This is a genomic window from Prevotella marseillensis, from assembly GCF_900625065.1.
Lineage (GTDB): Bacteria > Bacteroidota > Bacteroidia > Bacteroidales > Bacteroidaceae > Prevotella > Prevotella rara.
This window is the reverse complement of sequence record NZ_UYXY01000002.1, coordinates 22,554-49,082: the sequence shown is the minus strand read 5'-3', so window position 1 is coordinate 49,082 and position 26,529 is coordinate 22,554. Positions and strand designations below refer to the sequence as shown.

Annotated in this window: 14 protein-coding genes; 9 read left to right on the top strand and 5 right to left on the bottom strand. The window is 50.7% G+C overall.

Annotated elements, in window-relative coordinates; all coding sequences use genetic code 11:
- Window positions 1-526: 526 nt before the first annotated feature.
- The gene (locus tag EJL04_RS13600) at window positions 527-1,474 is read right to left on the bottom strand and encodes a helix-turn-helix domain-containing protein (RefSeq protein WP_125105399.1); all 948 of its coding nucleotides are present in this window, start codon (window positions 1,472-1,474) and stop codon (window positions 527-529) included.
- Window positions 1,475-1,646: 172 nt separating this feature from the next.
- Here EJL04_RS13600 and EJL04_RS13595 point away from each other — a divergent pair, with 172 nt between their 5' ends.
- Window positions 1,647-2,774 carry an aldo/keto reductase gene (locus EJL04_RS13595; RefSeq protein WP_125105398.1) on the top strand — a complete coding sequence of 376 codons (1,128 nt, stop codon included), beginning with the start codon at window positions 1,647-1,649 and terminating at the stop codon, window positions 2,772-2,774.
- Window positions 2,775-2,995: 221 nt separating this feature from the next.
- Here EJL04_RS13595 and EJL04_RS13590 read toward each other — a convergent pair whose 3' ends face one another.
- From EJL04_RS13590 to EJL04_RS13575, 4 genes are all read right to left on the bottom strand, one after another.
- Window positions 2,996-6,895, bottom strand: coding sequence for a pectinesterase family protein (locus EJL04_RS13590; protein WP_125105397.1), 3,900 nt, complete (start codon window positions 6,893-6,895; stop codon window positions 2,996-2,998).
- Between the two features lie 141 nt (window positions 6,896-7,036).
- Window positions 7,037-7,912: a hypothetical protein gene (locus EJL04_RS13585; protein WP_125105396.1), complete on the bottom strand. Its 876-nt coding sequence runs from the start codon at window positions 7,910-7,912 to the stop codon at window positions 7,037-7,039.
- A gap of 77 nt (window positions 7,913-7,989) precedes the next feature.
- Window positions 7,990-9,855: a RagB/SusD family nutrient uptake outer membrane protein gene (locus EJL04_RS13580; RefSeq protein ID WP_125105395.1), complete on the bottom strand. Its 1,866-nt coding sequence runs from the start codon at window positions 9,853-9,855 to the stop codon at window positions 7,990-7,992.
- Window positions 9,856-9,867: 12 nt separating this feature from the next.
- Complete coding sequence (locus EJL04_RS13575; protein WP_125105394.1) at window positions 9,868-13,011, bottom strand: SusC/RagA family TonB-linked outer membrane protein; 3,144 nt, start codon at window positions 13,009-13,011, stop codon at window positions 9,868-9,870.
- A gap of 634 nt (window positions 13,012-13,645) precedes the next feature.
- Between EJL04_RS13575 and EJL04_RS13570 the strand changes: the two genes are divergently transcribed.
- The 8 genes from EJL04_RS13570 to EJL04_RS13535 all read left to right on the top strand — a co-directional run bounded on the left by EJL04_RS13570 (window position 13,646) and on the right by EJL04_RS13535 (window position 26,450).
- Window positions 13,646-15,748: a pectate lyase family protein gene (locus EJL04_RS13570; RefSeq protein ID WP_125105393.1), complete on the top strand. Its 2,103-nt coding sequence runs from the start codon at window positions 13,646-13,648 to the stop codon at window positions 15,746-15,748.
- Between the two features lie 878 nt (window positions 15,749-16,626).
- Complete coding sequence (gene rimP / locus EJL04_RS13565) at window positions 16,627-17,094, top strand: ribosome assembly cofactor RimP (RefSeq protein ID WP_021855958.1); 468 nt, start codon at window positions 16,627-16,629, stop codon at window positions 17,092-17,094.
- A 98-nt stretch (window positions 17,095-17,192) separates the two neighbouring features.
- Window positions 17,193-18,461 (top strand): transcription termination factor NusA, encoded by a 1,269-nt coding sequence (nusA, locus tag EJL04_RS13560; RefSeq protein ID WP_021855957.1) that lies wholly within the window; start codon window positions 17,193-17,195, stop codon window positions 18,459-18,461.
- A 202-nt stretch (window positions 18,462-18,663) separates the two neighbouring features.
- Window positions 18,664-21,543: a translation initiation factor IF-2 gene (gene infB / locus EJL04_RS13555; protein ID WP_021855956.1), complete on the top strand. Its 2,880-nt coding sequence runs from the start codon at window positions 18,664-18,666 to the stop codon at window positions 21,541-21,543.
- A gap of 183 nt (window positions 21,544-21,726) precedes the next feature.
- Complete coding sequence (locus EJL04_RS13550; protein WP_021855955.1) at window positions 21,727-22,752, top strand: porin; 1,026 nt, start codon at window positions 21,727-21,729, stop codon at window positions 22,750-22,752.
- Between the two features lie 110 nt (window positions 22,753-22,862).
- A complete protein-coding gene (locus tag EJL04_RS13545; RefSeq protein ID WP_206429392.1) occupies window positions 22,863-24,005 on the top strand; it encodes a CD0519/CD1768 family membrane protein in 1,143 nt (380 codons plus the stop codon).
- A 727-nt stretch (window positions 24,006-24,732) separates the two neighbouring features.
- The gene (locus tag EJL04_RS13540) at window positions 24,733-25,203 is read left to right on the top strand and encodes a hypothetical protein (RefSeq protein ID WP_021855953.1); all 471 of its coding nucleotides are present in this window, start codon (window positions 24,733-24,735) and stop codon (window positions 25,201-25,203) included.
- 5 nt (window positions 25,204-25,208) lie between these two features.
- The gene (locus EJL04_RS13535; protein ID WP_125105391.1) at window positions 25,209-26,450 is read left to right on the top strand and encodes a leucine-rich repeat domain-containing protein; all 1,242 of its coding nucleotides are present in this window, start codon (window positions 25,209-25,211) and stop codon (window positions 26,448-26,450) included.
- Window positions 26,451-26,529: the final 79 nt, after the last annotated feature.

Sequence of the window (26,529 nt, the reverse complement as noted above, 5' to 3'; positions counted from 1 at the left end):
GTTTCCTCCATGAGTATTATATAGCCTTGCCGGCATATAATAAATCCAAACGGAGGTGCAAATCATGCATGAGACAAGGTAAAAAGTCAGGACAAAATATTTTTCCGTTACAGAAAATCAATGTATAACAGATGTTAATGTCCTGCCGTCCGAATATGCTTTTGTTTAACTTTTGTTAGCTGTAGAGCGTCAGAAACAGCCCGAAACTCATTGTTTTTCGGTCTGTAAGGCATCCTTTTGATGCATAAAACACAGCCTTTCGCCCTTCAAAAGGTGCCCTTTTAGAGTCTGAAAGGGCATCTTTCATAGCATGAGCCGTGTCCGTTTGATTCGCGTTTGTGCGTAAGTTGTTGTGCATCAGTATCTTATCTTTTCTGCCGTTTTTCGCCATATTTCCCGTCATTCCGCCCTTTCGCTCCCGCCGTTGCCGTTCTGAGGGCGTCAAACGGACGGAAAATGTCATTTTTGTTTACAAACGGCTGATGGATTCAGCAGCCGTGATGCCCGTTCAGATATGCTGAATATATCAGTCGGCCGTTGCACCGGTGTTGGCGTTGTCAGCGCGATGGTCAGGCCGCCTGTTTCTCGATGCTATATATTCAGACGGTGTGCATCCCTCCATCTTCTTGAACAGTCTGCTGAAGTGCTGCGGATATTCAAAGCCCAGGGCGTAGGCCACCTGGCACACCTGTTCGCCTGCCGTCAGCCTGCTCTTGGCCATGGACATCACAAAGCGGTGGATGTGTTCGCCGGCCGTGATGCCGGTCTGCTTCTTTATCAGGTCGGCAAAATAGTTGCTCGAGAGGCATAGCTCTGATGCGCATGCCTGTACGGTAGGCAGTCCGTCCGTAAGCTGTCTTTCTGAGTCGTAGTAGCTGTGCATCAATTGCTCAAAGCGTGTCAGTATGTCGCTGTTCTGCTGCCTGTGCGAGCTGAACTGTCTGTTGTAGAAGCGTGAGCAGTATTGTAGCACGATGTCTATCAGGCCCACGATGATGGAGTCGCGGCAGCCGTCGTCAGGCGCATGAAACTCCTGCTTGATGAGCTTCAGGCATGCCACGAGTATGTCGCGCTCGCCGGGGCGCATGTGCAGAGCCTCGTTCACGTTGTAGGCAAAGAACGAGTAGCGGTGCATCCTGCCTTCAAGAAACGTGCCTCTTATCAGGTCGGGATGAAACAGCAGGGCCCATCCCTTCAGAGCCACTCTCTCGCCGTTGTCCTCCTTGCCGCCCGTCTGTCCAGGCGCCACGCATATCAGCGTAGACTCGTCGTAGTCGTATCTGCCGCAGCCATAGGTCAGGTCTACGAGCGTGTCCTCGCGCAGAAACAGGCCGTATATGCCGTAGCTGTTGAGGCTGTGCCTTATCGGGGGCAGGTCGTCATAGTTTATCACGCTTGCCAGCCTGTGCTCGTCTGCCTGTCCTACGTATGCGTTATAGTCGTGCACCGTGTTTACCTTCTCAATCTTTGCCATGCCCTAAACTTTTTTGGTCGTTGCAGATGCAAATATATCGCTATTTATCCTTAACGGCGAAACATAAACCATGAAAATGGTACTTATGCATGAGAATTGTATACCGCGCCGGCCCTGTCGTGGCATATCTTTGCGACAGAAACAACAACTAACCTCCAAAAGACAGAAAGATATGGACAGAAGAAAATTCTTAAAGTCGGCATCGGGCCTGGCACTCATGGCTGCCGGAGCCTTGACGGGCACGTCGAGAGTGCTTGCCGCCACAGACGCCATGGCTGCCACAGGCAAGGATAAAGGGAGCACGGGGCGGCAGCCTAAGGCCGAGCGCCGCAATCTGGGCGGCATGAGCGTGTCGCCCATAGGCCTTGGCTGCCTGCCCATGGTGGGCTATTATGGCGGCCGTTATGACCGCCGCGACATGGTGGCGCTGATACGCCGCGCCTACGAAAGGGGCGTTACGCTGTTTGACACGGCCGAGGTTTACGGCCCTTATACAAGCGAAGAGTGGGTGGGAGAGGCCCTGCAGCCCATAAGAGACAATGTTAAGATAGCCACAAAGTTCGGATTTGGTGTTGAGGAGGGTCGCCCTACGGCTCTCAACAGCAGCGTGGCCCATATGCGCCGGGCCGTTGAGGGCTCGCTGAGGCGGCTGCGCACCGACCATATCGACCTGCTGTATCAGCACCGCGTAGACCCTGCCACGCCCATAGAGGAGGTGGCCGACGCCGTGGCACAGCTGATAAAGGAGGGCAAGGTGCTGCATTTCGGACTGTCGGAGGCAAGCGCCCGCACCATCAGGCGTGCCCACAGCGTGTGTCCTGTGTCGGCAGTTCAGAGCGAGTATGCCATCTGGTGGCGCGAGCCTGAGTTTAAGATTTTCCCCACGCTCGAAGAACTTGGCATAGGCTTCGTGCCTTATTGTCCGCTCGGCCGCGGCTATCTGACATGCACGATAGGCGAGGACAGCCGCTTCGGCAGTGATGACCGCCGCCACAATCTGCCGCGCTTCACTCCGCAGGCGCTGCGCTACAACAGGCCGCTGACAGAGCTGGTAGGGCGCTGGGCGCGGCGCAAGGGCATCACGCCGGCGCAGTTCTCGCTTGTGTGGATGCTGTCGCGCAAGCCGTGGATTGTGCCCATACCCGGCACTACGAGTGCCGCCCATCTCGACGACTTTATTGGTGCGGCAGGCGTAAGGCTTACGCCGGACGAGGCCGACGAGTTTGACATGGAATACTCGCGTATCGACCTGATGGGCCATCGTGCCGACCCCTTCACTGAGAGTCAGATAGACAAGTGAGGCATGGCGCGGTCTGTTAGAGTATGGAAGCCGGCAGGGCATGGTGGCGGCACGGGCGGGGCATAGGCGGTTGTTGCGCCTCATGCAGCTTCAGATAGGGGCATGACGGGCGTGTGATGGCGGCAGACAGATGGCATCATGCTGCCTTTATAGACATAAAAAAATCCCGACAGCCATGACGGCTGCCGGGATTTCTTATGATATAGGCTTATGCAAGATTCTTATTTGTTCACCTTTAATATTCTCGGGCATAGGTTGTTGCCGCTTACATACAGCAGTACGACGCCCTTAGGCAGGCTGTTGAGCTGTGTTGTTTCAGATGTTATGCGCATCTGTGCCAGCTGCTTGCCGTCGGTTGTAAACACTCTCAGCGTTGCGCCTATGGCGTTTTCGCTTACGGTCAGTGTGTTGTTGCTGCTGTTGTAGCTTATCTCAGGCTTCTCGGTAACGGCCTGTGTTATACCTGATGTGAAGTCGTCGTCGAGCAGCTCGCCCATGAGTCCGTTGAGGTAAACCTCGAGGGCGGTGTAGCCTTCGGCGTTGCGCAGGTTGCGGTCGGCAGCGTCGTTGGCGTTAAGTCCGTGCTCCTTCTCCCATTCGTCGGGCATTCCGTCGCCGTCGGTGTCGGCAGGAGCCTTCTCGTTGCCGTGGTCGAGACCGAAGCCCTCAGCGTCGTTCACAGAGTCGATGATACCCTTCTTGTTGGCCAGCGAGCCGGTGTACTTAGGTGTACCGGTCTTAACGTCGTTGATGACGCGCTGCTCTATCACGTCGCGGTTAACAGTTCCGGCTTTCTCGAGCACAGTGTTGTATGCTTCTTCAGCTGTCTGAATGTCAGTGAGCATGTAGAGTGCAGGGTCGTATTCGCCCTCGTTGCCCAGAACAGAGTTGTACTTGTAGTAAGGAGTCTCTGTCACGATGCGCTCGTCAACACGCAACTCGTCGAATGTGAAGTGGTCTGAAGCCATTGCCGACCAGTTGTCTGCTGTGGCTGTGGCGTTGCCTTCCATTACGTTTCCGTTGATATACCATTTAGAAGGTGCCCATGACGGACCGATGTCGCGCATGTAACCTACTGATACGAACACAGAGTTAGATGGTGACTGAGGTCCTGGCTTGTAGTAGTTGTTCATGAAGTTGCACTCGTGAACAGAGTTCTTGCCGTTGTAAGAAGTGATTTCGGCTGCGTTCTCTCCGCCATAGCAAGCCTTGGCGCTGCCCCAGTTGAAGTTTACGTTGTTTACGTATTCCATGAATACGACATAGTCTTCGCCGCGTGCGCCGTTGATACGCGGGCTGCGCGAGTTGTTGCCAGCGAGCAGGTTGTGGTGGTATGTCACGGGTGATCCGCCCCACTGTGCGCCATATCCACGGTTACCCTTGTCATGGCCTGCCTGATAGAGACCTTCGTGAACGATGCTGTACTGCACTGTAAGGAAGTGGCTATCGGCAGTGTTCATACATTCCTCAACTGACCATCCGAATGCGCAGTGGTCGAATATATAGTTAGAGCAGTTTTCTGTTCCACAGGCCTGATCCTGCTTGCCGTCACCTGAGCGGAAACGGATGTTACGTATGATAAAGTTCTGTGAACCTCCAAGGTTAACCTTGTCGCCCACGATGCTTATGCCGTCGCCTGGTGCTGTCTGTCCGGCCAGCGTCCAGTCAGAGCGGCTTACGCGCAGGTTTCCGTTGAGATGAATCTCGCCGTTAACGGCAAATACGATAGTTATAGGCTCGTTGGGATACTGCTCGAAAGCCCAGCGCAGAGTTCCTTCTGTGCCGTCGTCGGCAAGAGAAGTTACGGTAACTACCTGTCCGCCGCGGCCTCCTGATGTGTATTTACCGAAGCCTTCTGCTGTCGGGAATGCAAGCATCATTGCGCCTTCCTTGGCTTCAACGGCGTCTGATGTTACGCCGTGGCGCGAGATGCTCTTCACGGTGTATGTAGCGTTGTCGTCAGCGTCCTTTGTGTAAGAAGGCTCTGCCGTCATGTCTACGAATACACCGTCCTTGTAGATGAGGTAGCCGGCAGCCTTGTCGTCGCCGTCCCATGTAAAGCCGGTTTCAGACACGTTGAAGTTTGAAGGCTCTGCAGCGCCGTTCAGGATTGCGTTATAGTCGAAAGAGACGTCAGAGAATTTAGAGAAGATGAACTCTGGGTTCATGTATGCCTCTACCTCAGCGTCGGTTGCCTGGTGGCTGAAAGATGCGCGTGATGAGGTGTCAATCAGGTTTCCGCTCTTGTCAACGTTCTTGTATTCAAAGTAAGAGCAGTCGTTCTCGGCTCCGCTCCATTCTGTCCATCCCTTGGTGTTGATGTGCTTGTCGAGCGTACACTGTATGAACATTGTTCCGCACTTCTCCTTCCACGGACGTCCCAGATAGTAGTCGCCTGCAGATACGCGCGGAGCCGGCACCACCTGGCAGTTGCGGAAGAACAGTCCGGCATAGAACTTGTCGGTGCTGAGTTCCGGATACAGAGTCTTTGTGAGTGTCAGTCCGGCATCGCCTGCAGCCGTGATGTAGCCGCCGCCCTTGAGACATTTAATCTCGCAGTTCTCAAACCACTCCAGACCGCTGTCGTAGATAAAGTCGGTAGTACCCTCGATGGTACATCTTGTGAAGTATCCGCGTGCGCCGATGTTTGCCTTGTATGTATCCTGGTAGCCGCTTATCAGACAGTTTTTGAAGATGTGTGCGTCGCCTGCCGTAAACAGAGCCTCGGCCTGTCCCACGTTGCCGCTGGTGTTGCGTATGGTGAGGTTCTCGGCGTAGAAGCGTGATGTATACACGTTGAGCGCAGCGCAGTCGTTGTAAGTGTTCTGCGGGTTGTTTGAGCCGCGGTCTACAGATGAAGTCAGGATGGTAGTGGCCTTGTCTTCACCGATAAGACTGATAAACTTGTTTTTGTTAGTCTTGGTGCCCGAGTAGAGGTTTTCCTCATATACGCCCGGACGAATGTATATAATACCGCGTGAGCCGTCGCTTACGGCGTTGATGGCATCCTGGATTTTTGTATAGTCGCCCGTGCCGTCCTGAGCCACGGTGTAGAGCTCTATCGGAGCGTTTGCGTCGGGAGCGTTGTCGTCAGATGTATCGCCGCCGCCCTCGATGTCAGACAGTTCGCCCACGTCGCTCACAGGGTTGTCCTTTGCATACTGAGCCTGCTCGGCAGTTATCTCAGATCCGAAAATCTGTATCTTGTGTACGCGGGCAGCCTGCTGCTGGCTGTAGGGGTCTTCACGAACTCCGAATATAGGATAGCCCTCTTCGTTGGTCTGAGCCGGATCTTTCATGTTTTCTCCGTCCCATACGCGCCAGCGGATAGACACGTCGTGTGCGTCAATGATATTTTCCATGAAGTATCCCTGGTCGCTGAATGAGGTATAGCCGAACTTATGAAGTTCTGAACCCATCCATACCAGGTGCTTCCATTCACCGTCACCAATCTTTATGTCGCACTTTATTCCGCGTCCCCATGATGTAGAAGACCATGCCCACTGAATGCGTTCTACATAAGGAATGTGGTCGATTTCCATCCATCCGTGCATCGAGATTTTCTCCTGAGTTTCAGGGTCGCGTTCTGTTGAAGCATCGCGGCAGAACTGCACAAATCCGGCTTCGCCATATACAGGCTTTCCGTCTTCTCCGTATTTTATGTTGTCTTCGATATATTTAGTATGGTCCTTGACCGTCCAGTCGTTTACATATTCTGTGCCATATCCTGAAGGGTTCTGGCCAAGGTAGTATTGGCGGCAGAATGCAGCCGTAGCGCCAGCATAGCCGTTGTATGACTTTTTGTTAGCAAATGTGCAGTTGTGAAAGAGAACCGGATATTTTACTTCTGTTCCGCCGTTTGCAGGAACTTCGATAATGGTGTTTACATATGCTCCGTCAGCATATTCAGGGCAGTCCATGCCAGTCTCGCCGGTCCATGTCTGTCCGGGCCACATTTCGTCACTGAAGTTGATGTCGATTATTTTAGGATATGTGGACGAATTGCTCCACTCGGATACAACCGAAGATGGGTCAAGACTTCCGTCAATGGCAGCTCCTGTGTTTAGTGCCGCAGATAATAGCACTGTAGCGGAAAATGCCAGTTTTGATATGAATTTCATGCTTAAAGATTTAATAGTGTTTTTAATGTTTGTAATGACTTTTATAATAAAAAAACGGAACTACGTTTTTCTTTATCGCATAGATTTATAAAAGAAACCGTCTTTCACGCGAAAGGCGGTTTCTTTATCATGAAGAACTTATTATTTAACAATGAACTTCTTACCGTCCTTAATGACGATACCTTTGTAGTTCTTGTCTACTCTCTGACCTGCGAGGTTGTACATCTTGTTGCTGTTAGCATTTTCAGCTTCTATAGAAGATATGCCTGTTGTGCCTTCAGATATTGTCAGATAAACATTGGCATATGTCATGTTCTTCTGCCATTTGCCCCAGTAATATACTTTTACTGTGTATGTTCCTGTGAGATCCTTCAGCTCAGGCAGACATTCTGTTTCTGCAACATCATAGTTTGTAGCCAGGCCCCAGCTCTCAAGAAGTTTCTGTGACCATTCAGGTTCTGTAACTTCTGTTGTTGTTACGTGAACACCGTTGGTGTAGGCTGTCTTGTTGTAGTTGTTGTTCTTGATACCCTTGTCCTGAGTCTTGTAAACAACATTTCCCTGAGCATCTGTTATTTCAACCTGCCAGTAGTATGCGTTGCCCAAAAGCAGATATACATCCAAAGCTTCGATGTTTACAGATTTTCCTTCAGGAATATCCATTGTGAATCCAAAGTATTCTTCAGCCTGACGCTCAGTCTGCTCTGCAACTTTCGGATAAATAACATTGTCAGCAGCATAAACAGCTGAAGCTGCCATGCTTTGTGCTGGGTCGCCTGTTACGTTGTAGCCAATGTAGAGATCTGATGCATCAGGAGTTTCCTGGCCGGCTTCTTCACGGAATGTTGCATCCTTACCGCGAATCTCTGTAATTTTTACACCATAGGCTTCCTTAACTGCGGGATCGCCAACCTCCAGAATCTTGAGGTCCAATGGGCGATAAATACCTACTTCACTCTGTGCAAATGCACCTAAGCTCATAAGAACTGTAGCACATAAAGTAAAAATCTTTTTCATCTTCTTAAAATTTAAATGTTTGAATTTTTTTTTAAAGGAGCCGCTTACTTGTTCAGCGGCTCCGTCATTTGTCGCTTTTATTTTGTATAAGGGTTATATCCAGGATTCTGACCAAATTCCTCGGCATTCTGTAATTTATCAAGGAATGTATTTGGAATAGGTCTCAGTGCATGATATTCTTGCATGCAGTCGTCTCCAATCATACTTGGGTTACGTCCTACTATAGTAGAGGCGAAGTTGCCTTGTGGGCTATAAATTCGCTTCATGTCGAACCAACGCAGCCATTCTCCGCAGAGTTCGCGAGCACGTTCTGCCATAATCCACTCGATATTCATGTCTGAGGCTGTAACTTGAGCTTCGCTAAGGTCATGGTCTGGTTTAACCACACGTCTAGTACGTATTTCCTGGTTAATGATGTTAGCAGCTTCAGATGCTTGTCCTAATGCGATGTAGCATTCTGCTGCAATCAGAGGCATTTCTGCATAACGCATAACAGGCACGTCAGCATATCCAAACTGTCCGTTTGCTGCGGCAAGGAGGAATGTTCCGTTTTCATCGCGGTCCCATATGCGATATTTCATAAAGCGCGGGAATGAACTTGCGATGTACTGTGTTGAGGCTGTCGGGTCTGCCTGGTAGTTGCGTAGCGGTGCTCCTCCGTAGGCATTGACATTCTCTGTTTCAAAAACGTCATCAATGTCGATGGCTGCATATGTCCTGCTTTTTTTGAAATCGTCTGTGAGACTCTTCTTTGTGAAATACAAAGCTGTGTCGCCTACTTCAATCTGCTTGCCAATCAGGTCAGGACGGAGATATCTGTTTGCAAGAGCTTCGGTCCATGTGAATGTTTTGCTTGAATTTTCAGGGAATGCTTCCTGGAATATAACGTCATAGCGCAGGTCCCAGTCCTCCCAAAGGTTGAGGAAGTAATAGGTAGGCATAAGCAGTGTGCCTTCTGACGGATATTCCCATGTGGTTGCAGTATTTCTGATACCGGCGTTACCTACAAGTTTCGGTGCGAAATAACGGTACAGACGGTTTGGCTTGCTGTCAGGGTTCAGACTTGAGTTAGATGAGAATGTAGTAACCCACAGGAACTCAGTGTTGTTCTTGTTGTTCTTTGCCTGCCATATCTCATCGTAAGTATTGTAAATCTGAATGCCATAAGCAGCCTTGTTGTTTATAACGTCAAGTGCTGCCTTGAGCGCCTCTTCATAGAAGTATTTCTGCTCTGCGCTTCCGGCTGTCTCATACTGAGCACGAGTCAGCAGAACGCGTGCAAGGAGAGCCTTGGCTGCTTTCTTTGTAGAGCGGCCTATGTGTCCGTTATACGGTGTCACTGGCAGCTTCTCTGCTGCAATTCTTGCATCAGGTATGATAACGTCGTCATAAATTTTCTTACGGTCTGTTCTTACTGCGGTAAATTCTGCTGTTTGTGTTTCTTCCAGACGTAACTCAATGTCTCCGAAGAATTCAACAAGCCACCAATAGCAGTATGAGCGCATGAAGCGTGCCTCACCTTCGAAATCGAGCTGCTGAGCTTCTGTGAGACCAACAACGTCATCAAGGCGGTTGATTATGGCATTGGCATCATTGATGTTGTCATAAACACGGTTCCATACGTTTGCTATCTGACCGCGGTCGCCCTGCAGGTCGACGCAGCGTGTCAGCTGCTTTCCGTATTCATAGTTAGAACCGATGTTCTGCCAGATGTCAGCGTTGCCTTCCATATACAGACAGGGATCCTCGCGTCCGTAATATTTCCAGCGGAAGTTATAGTACATCTGGTTGACAAGATCCTCCATTCCTTCAGGTGTCTTGAACACCTGGTCTGCGCCTTCGCCTGACGGGTTATATTCGTCAAGGCTGCATGATGTTAACGAAAATGCAGTAGCACCGATAAATAATGCACCGGCAATATGTTTATTAATAATATTTTTCATGTTTACTTTTTATTAGAAGTTTACATTAAGACCTATTGTTACGCTACGCTGGTTTCCTTCCGGATCATAATGTTTCTGCCATTCATTCTTAACGAAATACAACGGGTCGTTGATAGTTGCGTATATGCGCAGGTTGCTTATTCTCATGGCCTTAAGTGCCGATTTAGGCAATGTATAGCCAAGTGTTATTCTCTTCAGCTTTATGAAAGAGTTGTCGCAGTAGGCAAGTGCCTGATAGCCGACATAGTCGTAAAGGTTACGTCCTTTGTACAGTGCAGGGAGTGAACCGCCTTCATTTGTTCCGGCTGCCCAATAGTCAAAGTTAGTTGTCATGCCGCCTGTAGAAGGATCATAGTTTGCAACTTTGCTTTCAGCCCACTGTCCCCAACGTGCGTAGAGATAGATGTTGAGGTCCCAGTTCTTGTATCTGAGGTCATTGTTGAATCCGGCAAACCAGTCTGGTGATGTTGAACCAACATAACCGATGTCGTCATTCTGGTCGATAACGTAGTCGCCGTTAAGGTCGGCAACCTTTATGTCGCCCGGCTTGAACGGATTGGTCTTTTCTGCATCTTTAAAGTATTTAGCAGCCTCGTCAGCTTCAGCTGTAGTCCATATTCCAAGATACTTGAATGTGTTGTATGACTTGATAGGATGGCCAATCATAAGAGTCTGTGTCTCTTTTGCTGTACCGATCATGATGTCTGTTCCGTCAACAAGGTCAGTAATCTTCTCTCTGTTAGCAGAGAATGTAAGTGTTGAAGACCAAGAGAAGTCTTTTGTTACAATGTTACGGCTGTTTACGGTGAATTCAAAACCTGTGTTCTTTGTAGAACCGATGTTTGTGTATGTAGCGTATTTACCGTCCATACCGGCTGATGTCGGAAGTGAGCGCAGCAGGATAAGGTCTGTAGTCTTGGTGTTATACCAGTCGAATGTTACGCTCAGACGGTTGTTCAGCAGCACTGCATCGAAACCTAAATCAAATGTTGTAGATTTCTCCCATTTTGTGTCTTTGTTTGCGATTACATAATATCCGCTGCCGTTTTGGTCTGCCACACCGAGAATATATCTGTTTGCAGAGATATCCTGGAAGCCGAAGCTCCAGTTTGCGAATGTTACTCCTGACTGTGTTCCGTAAACACCGATACCGGCATTACCTGTAACACCATATGTAGCACGTATCTTTAAATCGTCCAGCCATGACTTAGTCTTTTTCATGAAGGCTTCATCAGATATACGCCATGCCAAAGCTGCTGACGGGAACCAGTCCCACTTGTTGCCGTCGGCGAGTTTTGACGAACCGTCTCTACGTAAAGATGCGGTTACGAGGTAGCGGCTCTTCCAGTCGTAAGAGATACGTCCTGCGTAAGAGAAGTTCTGTGCCTGTGTATAGAGGCTTGAGTGTATAGAGCTTCCGTCTTCTCCGTCATTGCTTCCGAGGTTCCACCACAGGTTGCCGGGTATTGTCTGTCCTTTTGATGTAGCAGACATTTCGTCTTTTATAGTCTTGTTCCATGTCGTAAGAAGAGTTACGCCAAGGTGGTGATCGTTAGGCAGTTTTGTGAAGTTGTATGTCAGGATGTTGTTCCACTCTATGTATGTACCAGAGGCTTTTGTCATTTCGGCAGTGCTTTTCTGTCCTGTCTTGTCAAGGTTTGCAGCAGACTTGCCGTCAGTGTATGTTCCCTCTGAAGAGTTTGTAATGTGTGTGTTGAGCTGTGAGCGGAAGGTGAGTCCCTCTATAGGATGAATGTCAACGTATGCGTTGGCTACGATGTTTGTGAAGTATGACTCGTTCTTATATAAGTCATCTCCGGCACCGTCGATAAGCGGATTCACGTATCCGTCGCTTGCGAGCGGGCGCTCAACCAAAGTGTTGCCTATGTTATATGTGTCTGTTTCGGCATCATATACACCATAGGGTGAGCCGAGCTCCAGGCTGGTAGTTGTTGCCTTCTCATAAGGAGAAGATGCGTTGCGTGAGTGTGTGAGCTGGAAGTTTACACCAGCATTGATCCAGCTGTAGAGCTTATGGTCAATGTTTGCACGCAATGTATATTTGTCTGTTCCTGAGCTTCTCTTCCATTTGTTGCCGTCGTTGGCATATCCGAGAGAGAATCTGGCCTGTGTCTTTTCTGTACCTCCAGACAATGTCACGGTGTGCTTGTTGCTCCATGTCACGTCCTTCTGCAGCAGTTTCTCATAGTCAGTCCATACGCCTGCACGGAATGCTGCATAGCTCTCGAGGTCTGAGAATAGCGATGCGTCGTCGTTGGTGCTGTTCCATAATCCTGCGTTTTGTGCTGCAAGCTTGAGTGTTTCGTAATAGTTCTCCGGCGAGCGGTATTCTGCTCTGTCGGGGCGGAATGCTGCTGTTACATATCCGTCGTAAGACACCTGCATCTTGCCTGCTTCGGCCTTCTTTGTTGTAATGATGATAACACCGTTGGCACCCTGAGAACCATAGATTGCTGTAGATGATGCATCTTTCAATACGTCTATAGACTCAATATCGTTAGGGTTAAGGTCGCTCATAGAACCTCCCTGTACGCCGTCGATGATAACGAGCGGGTCGTTGCTACCGTTGATAGAGCGGTTACCGCGGATTCTCATGTCGTCGCCGTTGATGTCAAGACCTGAGATGCGTCCCTGAAGTGCAGTTGCTACGTCTGATGTAGGCGTCTGCACGATAGCGTCTGCCTTGATTGAGGCAACAGAACCGGTCAGGTCGCGCTTCTTTACTGTACCGAAACCGATTACGACAACCTCGTCAAGGTCGCTTGCCACCGGCTTCAACTGCAGGTTAAGGGTGTTTGATGTTACCTTCACTGTCGTTGTCTCATAGCCGACATAAGACACTTCGATAAAGTCTCCCTGGTTTGCTGATAATGAGAACTTACCGTCCAAGTCTGTTACGGCTGCTGCTCTGCTGCCTTTCACTCTGACAGTAACTCCGATCATAGGCTCGCCGGTTTCGTCAGTAATAGTACCTTTTACCGTGCGGCTCTGCTGAACTACCTGTACCGCCATTTCCTTAGCCTCTGCATTCTCTGCATAACCGCAGGCGGGTATGCACAGTAGGGCAGAAAGACTGAAAATGACAGAAGTTTTTGTCAAGGCTTTGCCTGAATAATGCTTCATGTTCTTTTTCATATTTTAATTCTGTTGTTAAACATTAGTGACAAAGATATACCTAAACGCCGGCATTAGACGACACGCATGATTAACGTGCCAGAACACGCCATTGTTTGTTTTTGGTGCTTTGCTTATAGTAGTTTTAATAGGCTTATGACTAAAAAGTTAATCTAAAATCACGTATGTAAAGTTTTCAAGAACTTGTCAAGGTAAAATGTTTTCTTACAGCAATCTGTTTTTAACCATTGATAAAGGTTTATGTTTTTCTTTATGGCAGGTTGTTTTCTTTTTTTGCAAATATAAATGTTTTTTATTCTTATCTACAGAATAACATGAAAAAGACTTGGCCGTATCAAAAAAGATAGTTTTTTACTCAAAATTTAGCGTATAGTGCTGCTGAAATCAAGAAAAGACTGACTTGTAATCATGATAAATTGGTTAAACATATCTATGTTTTGGCTTTATGTCCTTTAACGAGTGCAATCTGACATTTAGTTATATTGAACACCTTATTTCATTTGTAAAATGATTTTTGTGTATAGCATTTTGATATCTTGGCGGGGTGTTAGGCGATAAATGGTTATATTTGCTCTTGATTTTAATCAAGTCTTGCGAAACGCTTTACCTTAATAATTATAAAGAAAAACAAACGATGAGAAAACTTTTACTTTCACTTTTATTTGCTGTCGCGGGCGCTCCCGCATGCGTCATGGCTCAGCACGGGCTTGTGGGCTTTGCCAACTATGCCGACCTCGGGCTGCGCGGAACCACCGGAGGGGCCGGCGGAAAGATTGTGCATGTAACTAACCGCGCCGACTTTGAGAAGTATGCAGGTGCAGAGGAACCTTATATAATAATACTGGATGCCGACCTGAAGGGCTTTTACGACTACAGCACCGACCCTAAACAGAAGCACGACGTGGTGTCGGTGGCAAGCAACAAGACCATCATAGGTGGAGGCAGCGGCGCAAGGCTCGACAGTCTGGGACTTGACATCAAGGACCGGCAGAACATCATTATACGCAACCTGAAGATATCGAAGGCAGACCCTGATGCCATCGCCTTCAGAAACAGCCACCACGTGTGGATTGACCACTGCGACCTTTCGAGCCAGAAGGAGGAGAACGACGCCAACGACGGCCTGCTCGACTTTACCTACGGCTCGAGCTATCTGACGGTGTCGTGGTGTAAGTTTCACGACCACGACAAGTCGTCTATATGCAGTTCGGGCACGCGTAACATTGCCGACTACGGCCGACAGCGCGTGACGTATCATCACAACGCGTTCATCAACTGCACGCAGCGCAACCCGCGCATAGGCTACGGCCTGGGTCACATCTTCAACGACTACAACGAGCGCAACATGTCTTATGCCATAGGCATGTTTGCGCGTGCCGTGGTGAATGTGGAGAACTGCTACTTCAAGGACGTGAAGACGCCGTTCAGCCAGATGTACGCCACGAGCGAGGACGATGCCTACTGGGGATTTCTGAAGAGCGAGGGCAACGTATTTGAGGGCAGCAGGGGCGAGGGCAACAGCAGCGGATTCGACGTGAGCCGCTACTATCAGTATGACTTTGCTATGGACGATGCGCAGAGCGTTCCGGGCCTGGTGGCTCAGATGGGCTGCGTGGACGGCATAGAGAGCGACATCATTCCTTTTCCGGGCGACGGCGCAATAGGCGTTGTCAGAGGCACGCAGATAGCCTGCGGCGACATAGAGGGCGCCACGGGTTATATATATAAGGTGGGCACTTCGCCCGATGCGCTCCAGCAGTGCGACCCTGCGGCGCTCGAGCTGCAGCCCGCCACGACATACTATTGGCAGGTTACGGTAGACGGCGGAGAATATTCGGGCAAGACCTCGGGCGTGTTCCGCTTCACCACTGCACCGGCCGAGGCCACATATCCCACGCCCTTTGACGGCGAGCAGCACGCTTCGCTGCGCGAGGTTGACGGCTCCACGTCGCCCTGCGTGCCGCTGAGCCTGCGCTGGCGCGAAGGCTTCGATGCTGAGGGCTACACCGTGTATATGGGCACCGACAGCAGTCTTGACGACGCCGAGGCCAATTATGTCGAGACGGAGGAATGGCAGCCCGGCAGTCTGCGCTACGGTCAGACATATTATTGGCGCGTCGATGCCACCGCCGCCGACGGCTCTGTGGCTACGGGCGACGTGTGGAGCTTTACATCGGACATAAGCCATGCACATGAAGGGCGAAACGAGGTGGAGCATGCCGTAAGGGGAGCGCTGTGCTTCCCTGAGCTCGACAACCAGCCTTCATGGATACTTGCCTCTAACGACTCGTGCAACGTGGGCGATCAGGGCCCCGGCTACATGAGCTTTGTGTGGGTCGGCGAGGCTGCCGAATACGACATCACTACGGCCTACTTCGACGAGGCTTCGGGGCAGGGATGGTTTGGCCTGTACGTTGGCGAGGAACTGAAAGACCAGTGGACGGCAAAGGCCAACAACAACAAGATGGCCACACGCGTTACCAGAAACGTGCCTCTCGATGCCGGCGATGAGCTTAGACTCGAGTTCTACACCAACGGCAACATGCGCTGCCGCACCGACTATATCGACATAGTTCCGTCGTCAGGCTCGTCGGGCATCGAGAACATAGAAGGCCCGGCGCAGCAGCAAGTGCGCATCTACTCGCTCGACGGCCGCTATCTCGGCAGCGACATCGGCAGGCTCGGCAAGGGCATATACATCATTAACAACCGCAAGGTGGTTATATCAGGCAGATAACTGCATGCAGCGGCAGCAGTGCCGCGGCTCTCTGCTTCGCATCTCGGTCCCGCAGGGCAGGGTGCGGGGCAGTCGGAGCAACGGCTATGCCAAACATCATGACATGGATTGTGAAACCATGTTTTTAACATTCTAGCAAATTTTGTTAACACTTCGTCTCGGCTTAAAATAGAGACGGAGTGTTAATGTTTTTAACCTTTCGCCCCGTTTTTTTGCTCTTTCCGTCCGCTTTCATGCCTTCTTCATCGCCGTTTGCCGCCTTTCATGTTGCAAAAGGTATCGTTTCGTATCGCAAAACATGGCCTTTTATGCCCCGAAACATATCCTTTTGTAAGCCGAAAAGCCTTGTTTTGGCAGTCGTTTTGCAGTTACTGAATTGCCGGTTGAATGTAACAGCCTGACATACAGTATGATATAAAAATGCCGGTTTTTACGCTTTTCTCTGTCAAACGCTTGCCGCTCTTGCAATATTCTCGTTTTAACTATTCTTAATTAACATAATTAACGATATTTTACTTGCATCAGTCCCTGTTTCCGTCCCTGCCCCTACGGCTCTTCGCCGCATTGCTCCGCATGTTCATGAGGCAGCCTTTTCGCAGGTCGGCCGGCTGCGCCTTGTGGCTTGCTTAGGGCGTGTCGCATGGCCGTCTTTGCCGCCCCCGTTTCATGGTCGCCCGTGCTTATCCGCCGGCATGCTTATGCCGTAGGTAAGAGAGGCCGAAAGTTGCCATAAAGTCGCTTTCTCTATAAATATTGTATTACAAACTGCATAAAAACCGCAAAATATTTGCTAACCTGCGATTTTATTGTTAATTTTGCAGCGTTCAGTGGAATGAGGGGCTTTACGAAGTCCCTCATTTTATTTTAAATACCCGTTTATGATAGACAAAAACGTAGTAAAAAATTTAGTTGACGAGTGGCTTAAGGACAAGGAGTATTTCCTGGTAGACATCGAAATCAGCCAAGACGACAAGATTGTAGTTGAAATTGACCATGCCGACGGTGTGTGGATTGAAGACTGTGTGCAGCTCAGCCGCTTCATTGAGGACCATTTGAGCCGTGATGAAGAAGACTATGAGCTCGAGGTGGGCAGCGCCGGGCTGGGACAGCCCTTCAAGGTGCCGCAGCAGTATGTCAACTTTGTCGGAAAGGAAGTTGAGGTTCTCGACGCCGACGGCAAGAAGTTCCGCGGCGTGCTCAAGGCCGTTGACGGGCGCAACTTTACCGTAACGGTGAGAGAGAAGGTTAAGAAGGAAGGCTCAAAGCGCCCCGTGCTGACAGACGTAGACCACGATTTCAGCATGGACAGCGTTAAGTACACCAAGTATCTCATAAGCTTCAAGTAGGAGCAGCGCGCCCCGTGGCGCCGATATGTGCATGAGCCTAAGGCGGCACTGCCGCCCTGACAGATGATAATAATAAAATAAAAATATACAAGACAGCTATGGTAGCAAGAAAGAAAGAGGAAGAAACCGTGAGCATGGTTGACACCTTCAAAGAGTTTAAAGATACCAAGAATATCGACCGTACCACTCTGATGAGTGTGCTGGAAGAGAGTTTCCGCAACGTTATCGCGAAGATTTTTGGCAGCGATGAGAACTTTGACGTTATTGTCAACCCCGATAAAGGCGACTTCGAGATTTACCGCAACCGTATTGTTGTGGCCGACGGCGAGGTGAAAGACCAGAACAAGGAGATAGCCCTCAGCGACGCAATAAAGATTGAGCCCGACTATGAGGTGGGTGAGGAAGTGAGCGAGAAGGTTGACTTCAGCAAGTTTGGCCGCCGCGCCATCCTTAACCTCCGCCAGACACTGGCATCAAAGGTGCTCGAGCTTGAACACGACAGCCTCTACAACAAGTATAAAGACCGCGTGGGCCAGGTTATCGCCGGCGAGGTATATCAGGTGTGGAAGCGCGAGGTGCTGCTCGTTGACGACGAGAACAACGAGCTCATCCTGCCCAAGTCGGAGCAGATACCTCACGACGTTTACCGCAAGGGCGAGACCGTGCGCGCCGTGATCAAGGAGGTGAACAACGAGAACAACAACCCGAAGATCATACTTTCGCGCACAAGCAACATGTTCCTTGAGCGCCTGCTCGAGGCTGAGGTGCCCGAAATAGCCGACGGACTCATTACCATAAAGCGCATTGCCCGTATGCCGGGAGAGCGCGCCAAGATAGCCGTTGAAAGCTACGACGACCGTATAGACCCGGTTGGAGCCTGCGTAGGTGTTAAGGGTAGCCGCGTTCACGGCATCGTACGCGAGCTGTGCAACGAGAACATCGACGTTGTAAACTACACCGCAAACATCAAGCTCTTCATCCAGCGTGCGCTCAGTCCGGCAAAGATTTCGAGCATCAACGTTGACGAGGAGAACAAGAAGGCAGAGGTTTATCTCCGTCCCGAAGAGGTGTCTCTGGCCATCGGCCGCGGCGGTATGAACATCAAGCTTGCCAGCATGCTTACCGAATATACTATCGACGTATTCCGCGAGCTCGACGAGAGCGAGGTAGACGAGGACATCTATCTCGACGAGTTCTCTGACGAGATCGACCAGTGGATCATCGACTCTATCAAGGGCATTGGTCTCGACACCGCCAAGGCTGTGCTCAACGCTCCGCGCGACATGCTCGTAGAGAAAGCCGACCTCGAGGAAGAGACCGTTGACAACGTGCTGAAGATACTCAGAGCCGAGTTTGAAGGAAATTAAGTAATTCATAGTTCATAATGCATAATTCATAATCAGGCCTCCGGGCTTTTGGGTTGGCATTATGAGGCTTTGGCCGCCGGACGGGCGCCAGTGGCGTCCGCCGGGCACAGATGCCAATTATGAATTATACACACTGGTGATATTTTACGAATTATGAATTATTAAACAAATTTCGGCAACAGCCAATTACTTAATTAAGAAAATGAGCATAAGATTAAATAAAGCAATACGAGAATTGAATATAGGACTCCAGACCGCAGTTGAGTTCCTGAGAAAAAGAAGTGACCTTGGAGAGGTCAAAGAAGAACTGAGCTTCAAGCTCAGCGACAGTCAGTATAACGCACTTGTTGAGGCTTTCAAGTCGGACAAGGAGGTGAGAAGCCAGGCCGAGAAGCTGTTGCTCAAGCATCCGAAGGAGAAGAAACGCCAGTCGGACGGCAACAAGGAGCGCCGGGCGGACAACGCTGTGAGAAGCGTAAAGCCGCAGAAGTATACACCCCTTGGAAAGATTGACCTTGACAGCCTGGGCAAGAAGCCTGCCGCCAAACCGGCGGCGCCGGCCGAAAAGCCACAGGAGGCTGCCGTTGCAGAACAGCCTAAGCCCGAGGTGAAAGAGTCTGCTGCCGCTACGGTGCAGGCCAAGAGCCAGGAGCCTAAGCCCGAACAGCCGGTTGCGGCGGCTGAGAAGAAGCCGGCAGAGCCAGCACAGCCCGCAGGCAATACTACAGCTGTTGTCGAAGAGAAGAAGACTGAGCCTGAAAAGGTTCAGCCCGAAGCAAAACCCGAGGCCAAGGCCGCAGAGCCGCAGGCACAGCAGCCGGCAGCACCCGAAAAGCCGGCAGAGCCGGAACCCGTAAAGGAGGAGAGCAAAATCTTCACACTGAAGAGCGAGAAGAAGCTCGCACCGAAGGTGAACGTGCTCGGAAAGATTGACCTCGACTCGCTCAACCAGAGCACCCGTCCGAAGAAGAAGACCAAGGAGGAGCGCCGCAAGGAGCGCGAGGAGAAGGCCATGCAGGCTCATCCCGACGGAAAGAAGAAACGTTCGCGCATAACAAAGGAGCGCGTAAACATAGACCAGGCCGTTAAGCAGAACAACAACGGCGGTGGCGACAGCCACGCAGACAAGGGCAACGCCAAGAAGAAGAACCGCAAGCGCAACCACAAGCCGCTCGAGGTTAACGAGGAAGACGTTGCACGTCAGGTAAAGGAAACTCTGGCACGACTCACCAGCAAGGGCCAGAACAAGAAGGGAGCCAAGTACCGCAAGGAGAAGCGCGAGGCCGCTCAGGAGCATCTGAAGGAGCAGCGCGCTGAGGCAAAGGCAGAGAGCAAGACGCTGAAGCTTACGGAGTTTGTAACCGTGAGCGAGCTTGCGAGCATGATGAACGTATCTGTAAACCAGGTAATCGGTACATGTATGAGCGTAGGCATCATGGTTTCTATCAACCAGCGACTCGACGCCGAGACCATCAACCTTGTTGCCGACGAGTTCGGTTTCAAGACAGAGTATGTAAGTGCGGAAGTTTCTGAAGCCATAACCGAGGAGGAGGACGACGAGAACGATCTCGTGCCGCGCGCTCCTATCGTAACAGTGATGGGACACGTAGACCACGGTAAGACATCGCTCCTCGACCACATACGCAACACCAACGTGATTGCCGGTGAGGCAGGAGGCATCACGCAGCACATCGGAGCGTATAACGTTACGCTTGCCGACGGCCGCAAGATAACCTTCCTCGACACCCCGGGACACGAGGCCTTCACCGCCATGCGTGCCCGCGGAGCTCAGGTAACCGACATCGCCATCATCATCATATCTGCCGACGACAGCGTCATGCCTACCACACGCGAGGCCATCGCTCACGCTCAGGCAGCCAACGTTCCGATGGTGTTTGCCATAAACAAGATAGACAAGCCGGGAGCCAACCCGGACAAGATACGCGAAGACCTGGCCAACATGAACCTGCTCGTAGAGGAGTGGGGCGGTAAGTACCAGTGTCAGGAGATAAGTGCCAAGAAGGGCATCGGCGTTGACGACCTTCTGGAGAAGGTGCTTCTCGAGGCAGAGATGCTCGACCTCAAGGCCAATCCTAACCGTAAGGCTACGGGCAGCATCATCGAGTCGTCGCTCGACAAGGGCCGCGGATATGTGTCTACGGTGCTTGTAAGCAACGGAACACTGCGCGTAGGCGACAACGTGATAGCCGGAACAAGCTATGGCCGCATCAAGGCCATGTTCAACGAGCGTAACCAGCGCATCGAGAAGGCATCTCCCGCAGAGCCTGCCATCATTCTCGGTCTTAACGGAGCGCCTACAGCCGGCGACACCTTCCATGTGCTTGAGACCGAGCAGGAGGCACGCGAGATTGCCAACAAGCGTCTGCAGCTGCAGCGCGAGCAGGGCTTGCGCACACAGAAGCGACTCACCCTCAGCGACATCAGCCACCGCATTGCCCTCGGTTCGTTCAAGGAGCTTAACATCATCGTCAAGGGTGACACCGACGGTAGTATCGAGGCTCTTAGCGACTCGTTCATCAAGCTCTCTACAGAGAAGATCAAGGTGGACGTAATCTACAAGGCCGTAGGTCAGATTTCAGAGAGCGACGTTACGCTTGCCGATGCTTCTGACGCCCTCATCGTGGGCTTCCAGGTTCGTCCTTCGGCAGCAGCCCGCAAGCTTGCCGACCAGGAAGGCGTTGAAATCAATACCTATTCGGTTATCTATGATGCCATAGAAGACGTCAAGTCGGCTATGGAGGGTATGCTCGAGAAGGTCAAGAAGGAGGTTGTTACCGGTCAGGTTGAGGTTCGTGAGGTTTACCACATCTCTAAGGTCGGAACCGTTGCCGGAGCTTATGTTACCGAAGGCAAGGTTCACCGCACCGACAAGGCGCGCGTCGTGCGCGACGGTATCGTGGTTCATACCGGCGAAATCAATGCCCTGAAGCGCTTCAAGGACGACGTCAAGGAGGTTGGTGTCAACTTCGAGTGCGGTATCAGTCTGGTCAACTTCAACGACATTCAGGTGGGCGATATCCTCGAGACCTTCATGGAGATTGAGGTTAAGCAGAAACTATAACATAACGAGTGATTTTTCTTTCACAAATAGATTCTTCATTATGCGCCGTTCCTTTTAAGGGGCGGCGCTTTTTTGTGCCGTGAAATTTTATTCATATTTCATTCACTATTATTTTGCGCCATACACTATTTATACTATATTTGCACTCGTTTAATGCGATTAACCTAAATTCTGATATAATAAATGAAAAAGCTTATCGGTGCCGTTTTGTTCGGTGCGTGTGTCCTGACCGCCAATGCGCAGGACGAAATACTGAGGCTGAAGATGCTTACAAGGGTCGACTACCAGAGAGAATACATCAACGGTGAGGCCATACACGACAACTCCGGCTTTAAGGGAAAATATCTTATGTTTGCCATAGACGGAAAGATAGACGAGCATTTCTCTTATGCCTATCGCCAACGTCTTAACGTGGGGCATTCAGACATGAGTTTCTTTGATGCTACTGACTGGGCCCGCGTAGTATATACTCCCGACGGCCAGTGGGAGTTTTCGGCAGGTAAGGATGTCGTGGCAGTGGGCGGATATGAGTATGACAAGAACCCCGTGGACGTCTATGCAGCATCTGAATACTGGAACAACATATCGCCCTTCCAGCTCGCGGCCACTGTCAGCTACACCACGCCAGGCAGGCACAGCAAGTTTATAGCGCAGTGCAGCCAGAGCATCTACCGCTCCAATGCCCCCGACATGTATTCGTATAACCTTATGTGGATAGGCAACCACGGCTGCCTGGGCACGATGTATTCGGCCAACCTTGTTGAATATATGCCCGGCAAGTATATCAGCTATCTTGCTCTCGGCCATAAGCTCACGCTCGGCAAGCTGTGCATCGAGGCCGACTTCATGAACCGCGCTTCGTCGGGGCACACGTTCCTGTTTAAAGACTGCTCTATAATGGCAGAGCTTGCCTATCGCCCGATAGAGAAGCTTAATCTGCTCGGCAAGGTTACTTACGATGTAAACCATACGGGCAAGGATGCCGACTATTCGGTGTACGACGGCACGGAGCTTACATCAGTTGGCGGCGGCGTTGAGTTTTATCCGCGCGACAACATCCGCCTGCACGCCATGTATGCACATACGTTCGGCACCAACGGCAACCCCGAAGGCACCATGAAGCCCGGACGCGACTATATGAGCGTAGGTCTTACGTGGAACGTCAACCTGCTTAGCCTGAAGAATCCCTGGAAGAAAGACGACAACTAAAAACCGTTCTTTCTGACTGTTATACTGTCGTCCGGCTGTCCAGACACAGCGGCATGCAGCCGGACGCCTTGCAGAACAAAAGATATAACTTAACCTTAATAACTGCTATGATGAAGACAATGTTAAAGAGAGTCTGGCAGGCCATACCGAGCGGAATAGTCTGTCTGTGCGTAATTTTTGCGCTTTTCGGTTACATCGGTTCAATCATGGGCGTGCCCAATATGCTTAACACCATAATGAAGACCGCCCACGACCTTCTGCTCAACACCGTGTTTTATCTCATGGGCATCTGCGTCATCACGGGCGCCATCGGCCGCCTGTTTGTTGAGTTCGGCGTGGTGAGCCTGCTCGAGAAGCTGCTCCGCCCGCTCATGCGTCCGCTTTTCAATCTGCCCGGAGTGGCATCGCTCGGAGCCGTAATGACCTTCCTGTCGGACAATCCGGCCATCATCTCGCTGTCGCAGGACAAGCGCTTCAGCAGTTATTTCAAGAAATATCAGTTTATCTCGCTCACCAACTTCGGAACGGCCTTCGGTATGGGTCTGCTCGTCATGGTGTTCATGGTGGGGCAGGGCTTCTACATCGAGCCTGTCATAGGGCTCTTCGGAGCCTTTGTCGGCTGCATCGTGTCCACCCGCCTCATGCAGCGCAAGATTCTGAAGGCATATCCGCAGTATGCTGAAGAGCAGGTGTGCGACCCGCATGAGGTGGAGGAAGAGGAGCAGAAGGAAGAGCAGAAGAGCCTGTTCCTGCGCACGCTCAACTCGCTTCTCGACGGCGGACGCACCGGTGTAGACATCGGCATAGCCATCATTCCAGGTGTGCTTATTATATCTACGCTCGTCATGATGCTCACGTTCGGCGCCGGAGCCAACGGCTACGACGGCTCGCCGTATCAGGGCGTAGAGCTTCTGCCGTGGCTCGCCAACAAGATCGACTTCCTGTTTGCGTGGCTCTTCGGCTTCAACGACCCGCATCAGGTGGCATTCCCCATAACAGCTCTCGGCGCAGTTGGCGCGTCGCTCGGCCTTATACCCGGCTTTATGAGCGCCGGATGGGTAGACGGCAACGCCATAGCCGTGTTCACTGCCATCGGAATGTGCTGGAGCGGATACCTCAGCACCCATACAGCCATGCTCGATTCTCTCGGCTATCGCGAGCTGACGTCAAAGGCCATTGTGTCGCATACCATCGGCGGCATTGCAGCCGGCATGGTGGCGCATTGGACTTATGTGCTGGTGATGCTGATATAAAAAAGTTTTGATAAAAACTCGTCACTCGTCACTCGTCACATCTCCATGTATCATTCTGATTATCAGCAGTATAAGGTGTGATGAGTTGAAAGTCCCACTCATCACGCGTGACGAGTGGGATTTTTAACTCGTCACGCTCTATGGCGTTGACATACAGCCGGTTATGTCTGTTTGTGACGAGTGATGAGTTTTTAAGAAAAAATTTTGTGCGCGTTTAATAGTCTGTCCTTTCCTAAGTTTGGTTGACTTCAGACGGTCTTTTTCCTTATAAAAGTTGATTCCGGTTATACTTTATAACTGTTATTGGTTGACTCTACTTATTATAAACCACAAGCCTTTGTTTATACTTTCAGTCTGAATACACACCTTTCGCATTATAAAATGCCGTCTTTCACATCATAAAAGGCCACGTTTCGCATTGCGAAAGGTCACATATTGCAGCCTTATTTGCCGTCTTTTACCTGTCGTTATAGTTCATCCTCAATAGCTTTCGTCAGGCATGTTATTTTAGTTGCCGCAATTATGTTGCCCCTGTCCATGCGTTTTCTGCCGTTGCCTGCTTGATGACGACGGCAATCCGGCCGGGCCAAAATGCTCTTGGCTTAAACCATGTCATGCCTTTTTGTGCCTTATGCCCCATATTCCTAGTTCGGTGTCTTAAAATCCCAGTTCATCGTTTATTTGTTTTATTTATGCTTGTGTATGGCTAACTTTGTGAAAAAAAGCAATGAGAAGAATATTAACCTACACAATCACGCTTATGATGCTGTGCATCACGGCAGGTAAGCTCTCGGCGGCTCCGCGCGAGCTGCGCATCACTGACGGCAGCAACAGTATAACATTGGCTTTCGACAGCGAGCCCACGGTTACGTTCTCAGAGACGGCACTTGTGGTTACGGCAGGCGAAAGCACTCTGGAATATCCGCTGACATCTACAGTGACCTTCGATTTTGTCGATGCCTCAGGCGTCAAGTCAGTAACCGCACCCGACGTGCGCTTCTCGTTCAGCTCTTCGGCAATAAGCGTCGAAGGACTTGCAGCCGGCGAGGCTGTGGCCGTCTACACCTATGGCGGACAGATGGTTGCCCGTGCCGTTGCCGACAACGGCGGCAGCTGCACCATCGATGCCGGCACGCTGCCCAGACAGCCCCTTATAGTAAAGACAAGTAAAACCGCATATAAAATAATATTAAGATGAACACCATGAACAGAATAATGTCAGCATTCCTGTTGACGGCGGCTGTATGCATGCCTGCCATGTCACAGACAGTTACGGTATTCCAGAAGAACGGCGAAACCGTGAAATATAAAGTGAGCGATGTAGAGAAGATTGTCTTCGAGGGAGAGAAGCCCGTCGACGAGACCAACCTTCTGAGCGAGAAGTATGTTCCGTGTGAGGCCTTCCGCAACTGGATAGACCAGAACCTGGGCGACGGCAGCGGATATTATTCGCTCGACCAGGCTGCCGCTTACGACGGCACGATAGACATAACCGGACTGACCGACATAACCGACATAACGGGCATTGAACACTTCACGTCGCTTACGCGCCTTGTCAGCGAGAACGTAACCTTCCCCGACTTTGACGTTGCGGCGCTTAAGAACCTTACATATCTTAAGATTGTGAACAACTCAAAATGCACCACGCTCGACCTTTCGCAGCTTGTCAAGCTTGAGACAGTCAGTCTGTCGCACGACGCCCTGACAACTCTCAAACTGGGCAACAACAGCGTGCTGAAGACTCTTATCTGCGACACCAACATGCTTCAGGATATAGACCTCACGGGATGCACCTCGCTCGAGTCGTTCGTGGCTTCGTGCAACAACCTCTCAAACCTCGTGCTGCCCGACTCACCGCTCAAGACGCTCGCCATACACACCAACAGCAACATAAGGTCGATAGACGTAACCAAGGTGAAGCCTACGCTCGAGCTGCTTAACGTCAATGCCTGCGGACTGACAGAGTTCGACCCGACAAACTGTCCTAAACTCGACTGGCTTGAGTGCGGACAGAACAATCTGAAGACTCTCGACCTTTCAGGCTGTCCGCTGCTTACAAGCGTGCGCTTCGACAACACTTCCATAACCGAGGTAAATCTCTCTGAGTGTGTCAAGCTGCAGGGCGTATATTGCGAGTATGCCAAGCTGAGCAGGCTCGACCTTTCGAATAATCCCGACGTTAACGAGGTAAACGCCATGGGCAACGGCCTGACAGAGATAAACGTGAAGGGCTGCACCAACATGGGCTACATGAACCTGAGCGAGAATAAATTTAAGCAGGTAGACATAAGCGACTGCAAGAACATCTGGCTGTTCTACTGCAACCGCTGCACGACGAGTCCTGAAATCAAGGTGTGGAAAGAGTTCGACATTGCGAATGCCGCAACCAACGGATTCTACTGCGACAACGGCAAGTTTGTCTATGAGTTCAGCTCAGAGCAATAGGCCGACGGCACAGACGGCCATCAGATACGGCAATTGTGATTAAGTGACAGATATAACAGCACTTTAGAAATGTTTGGAT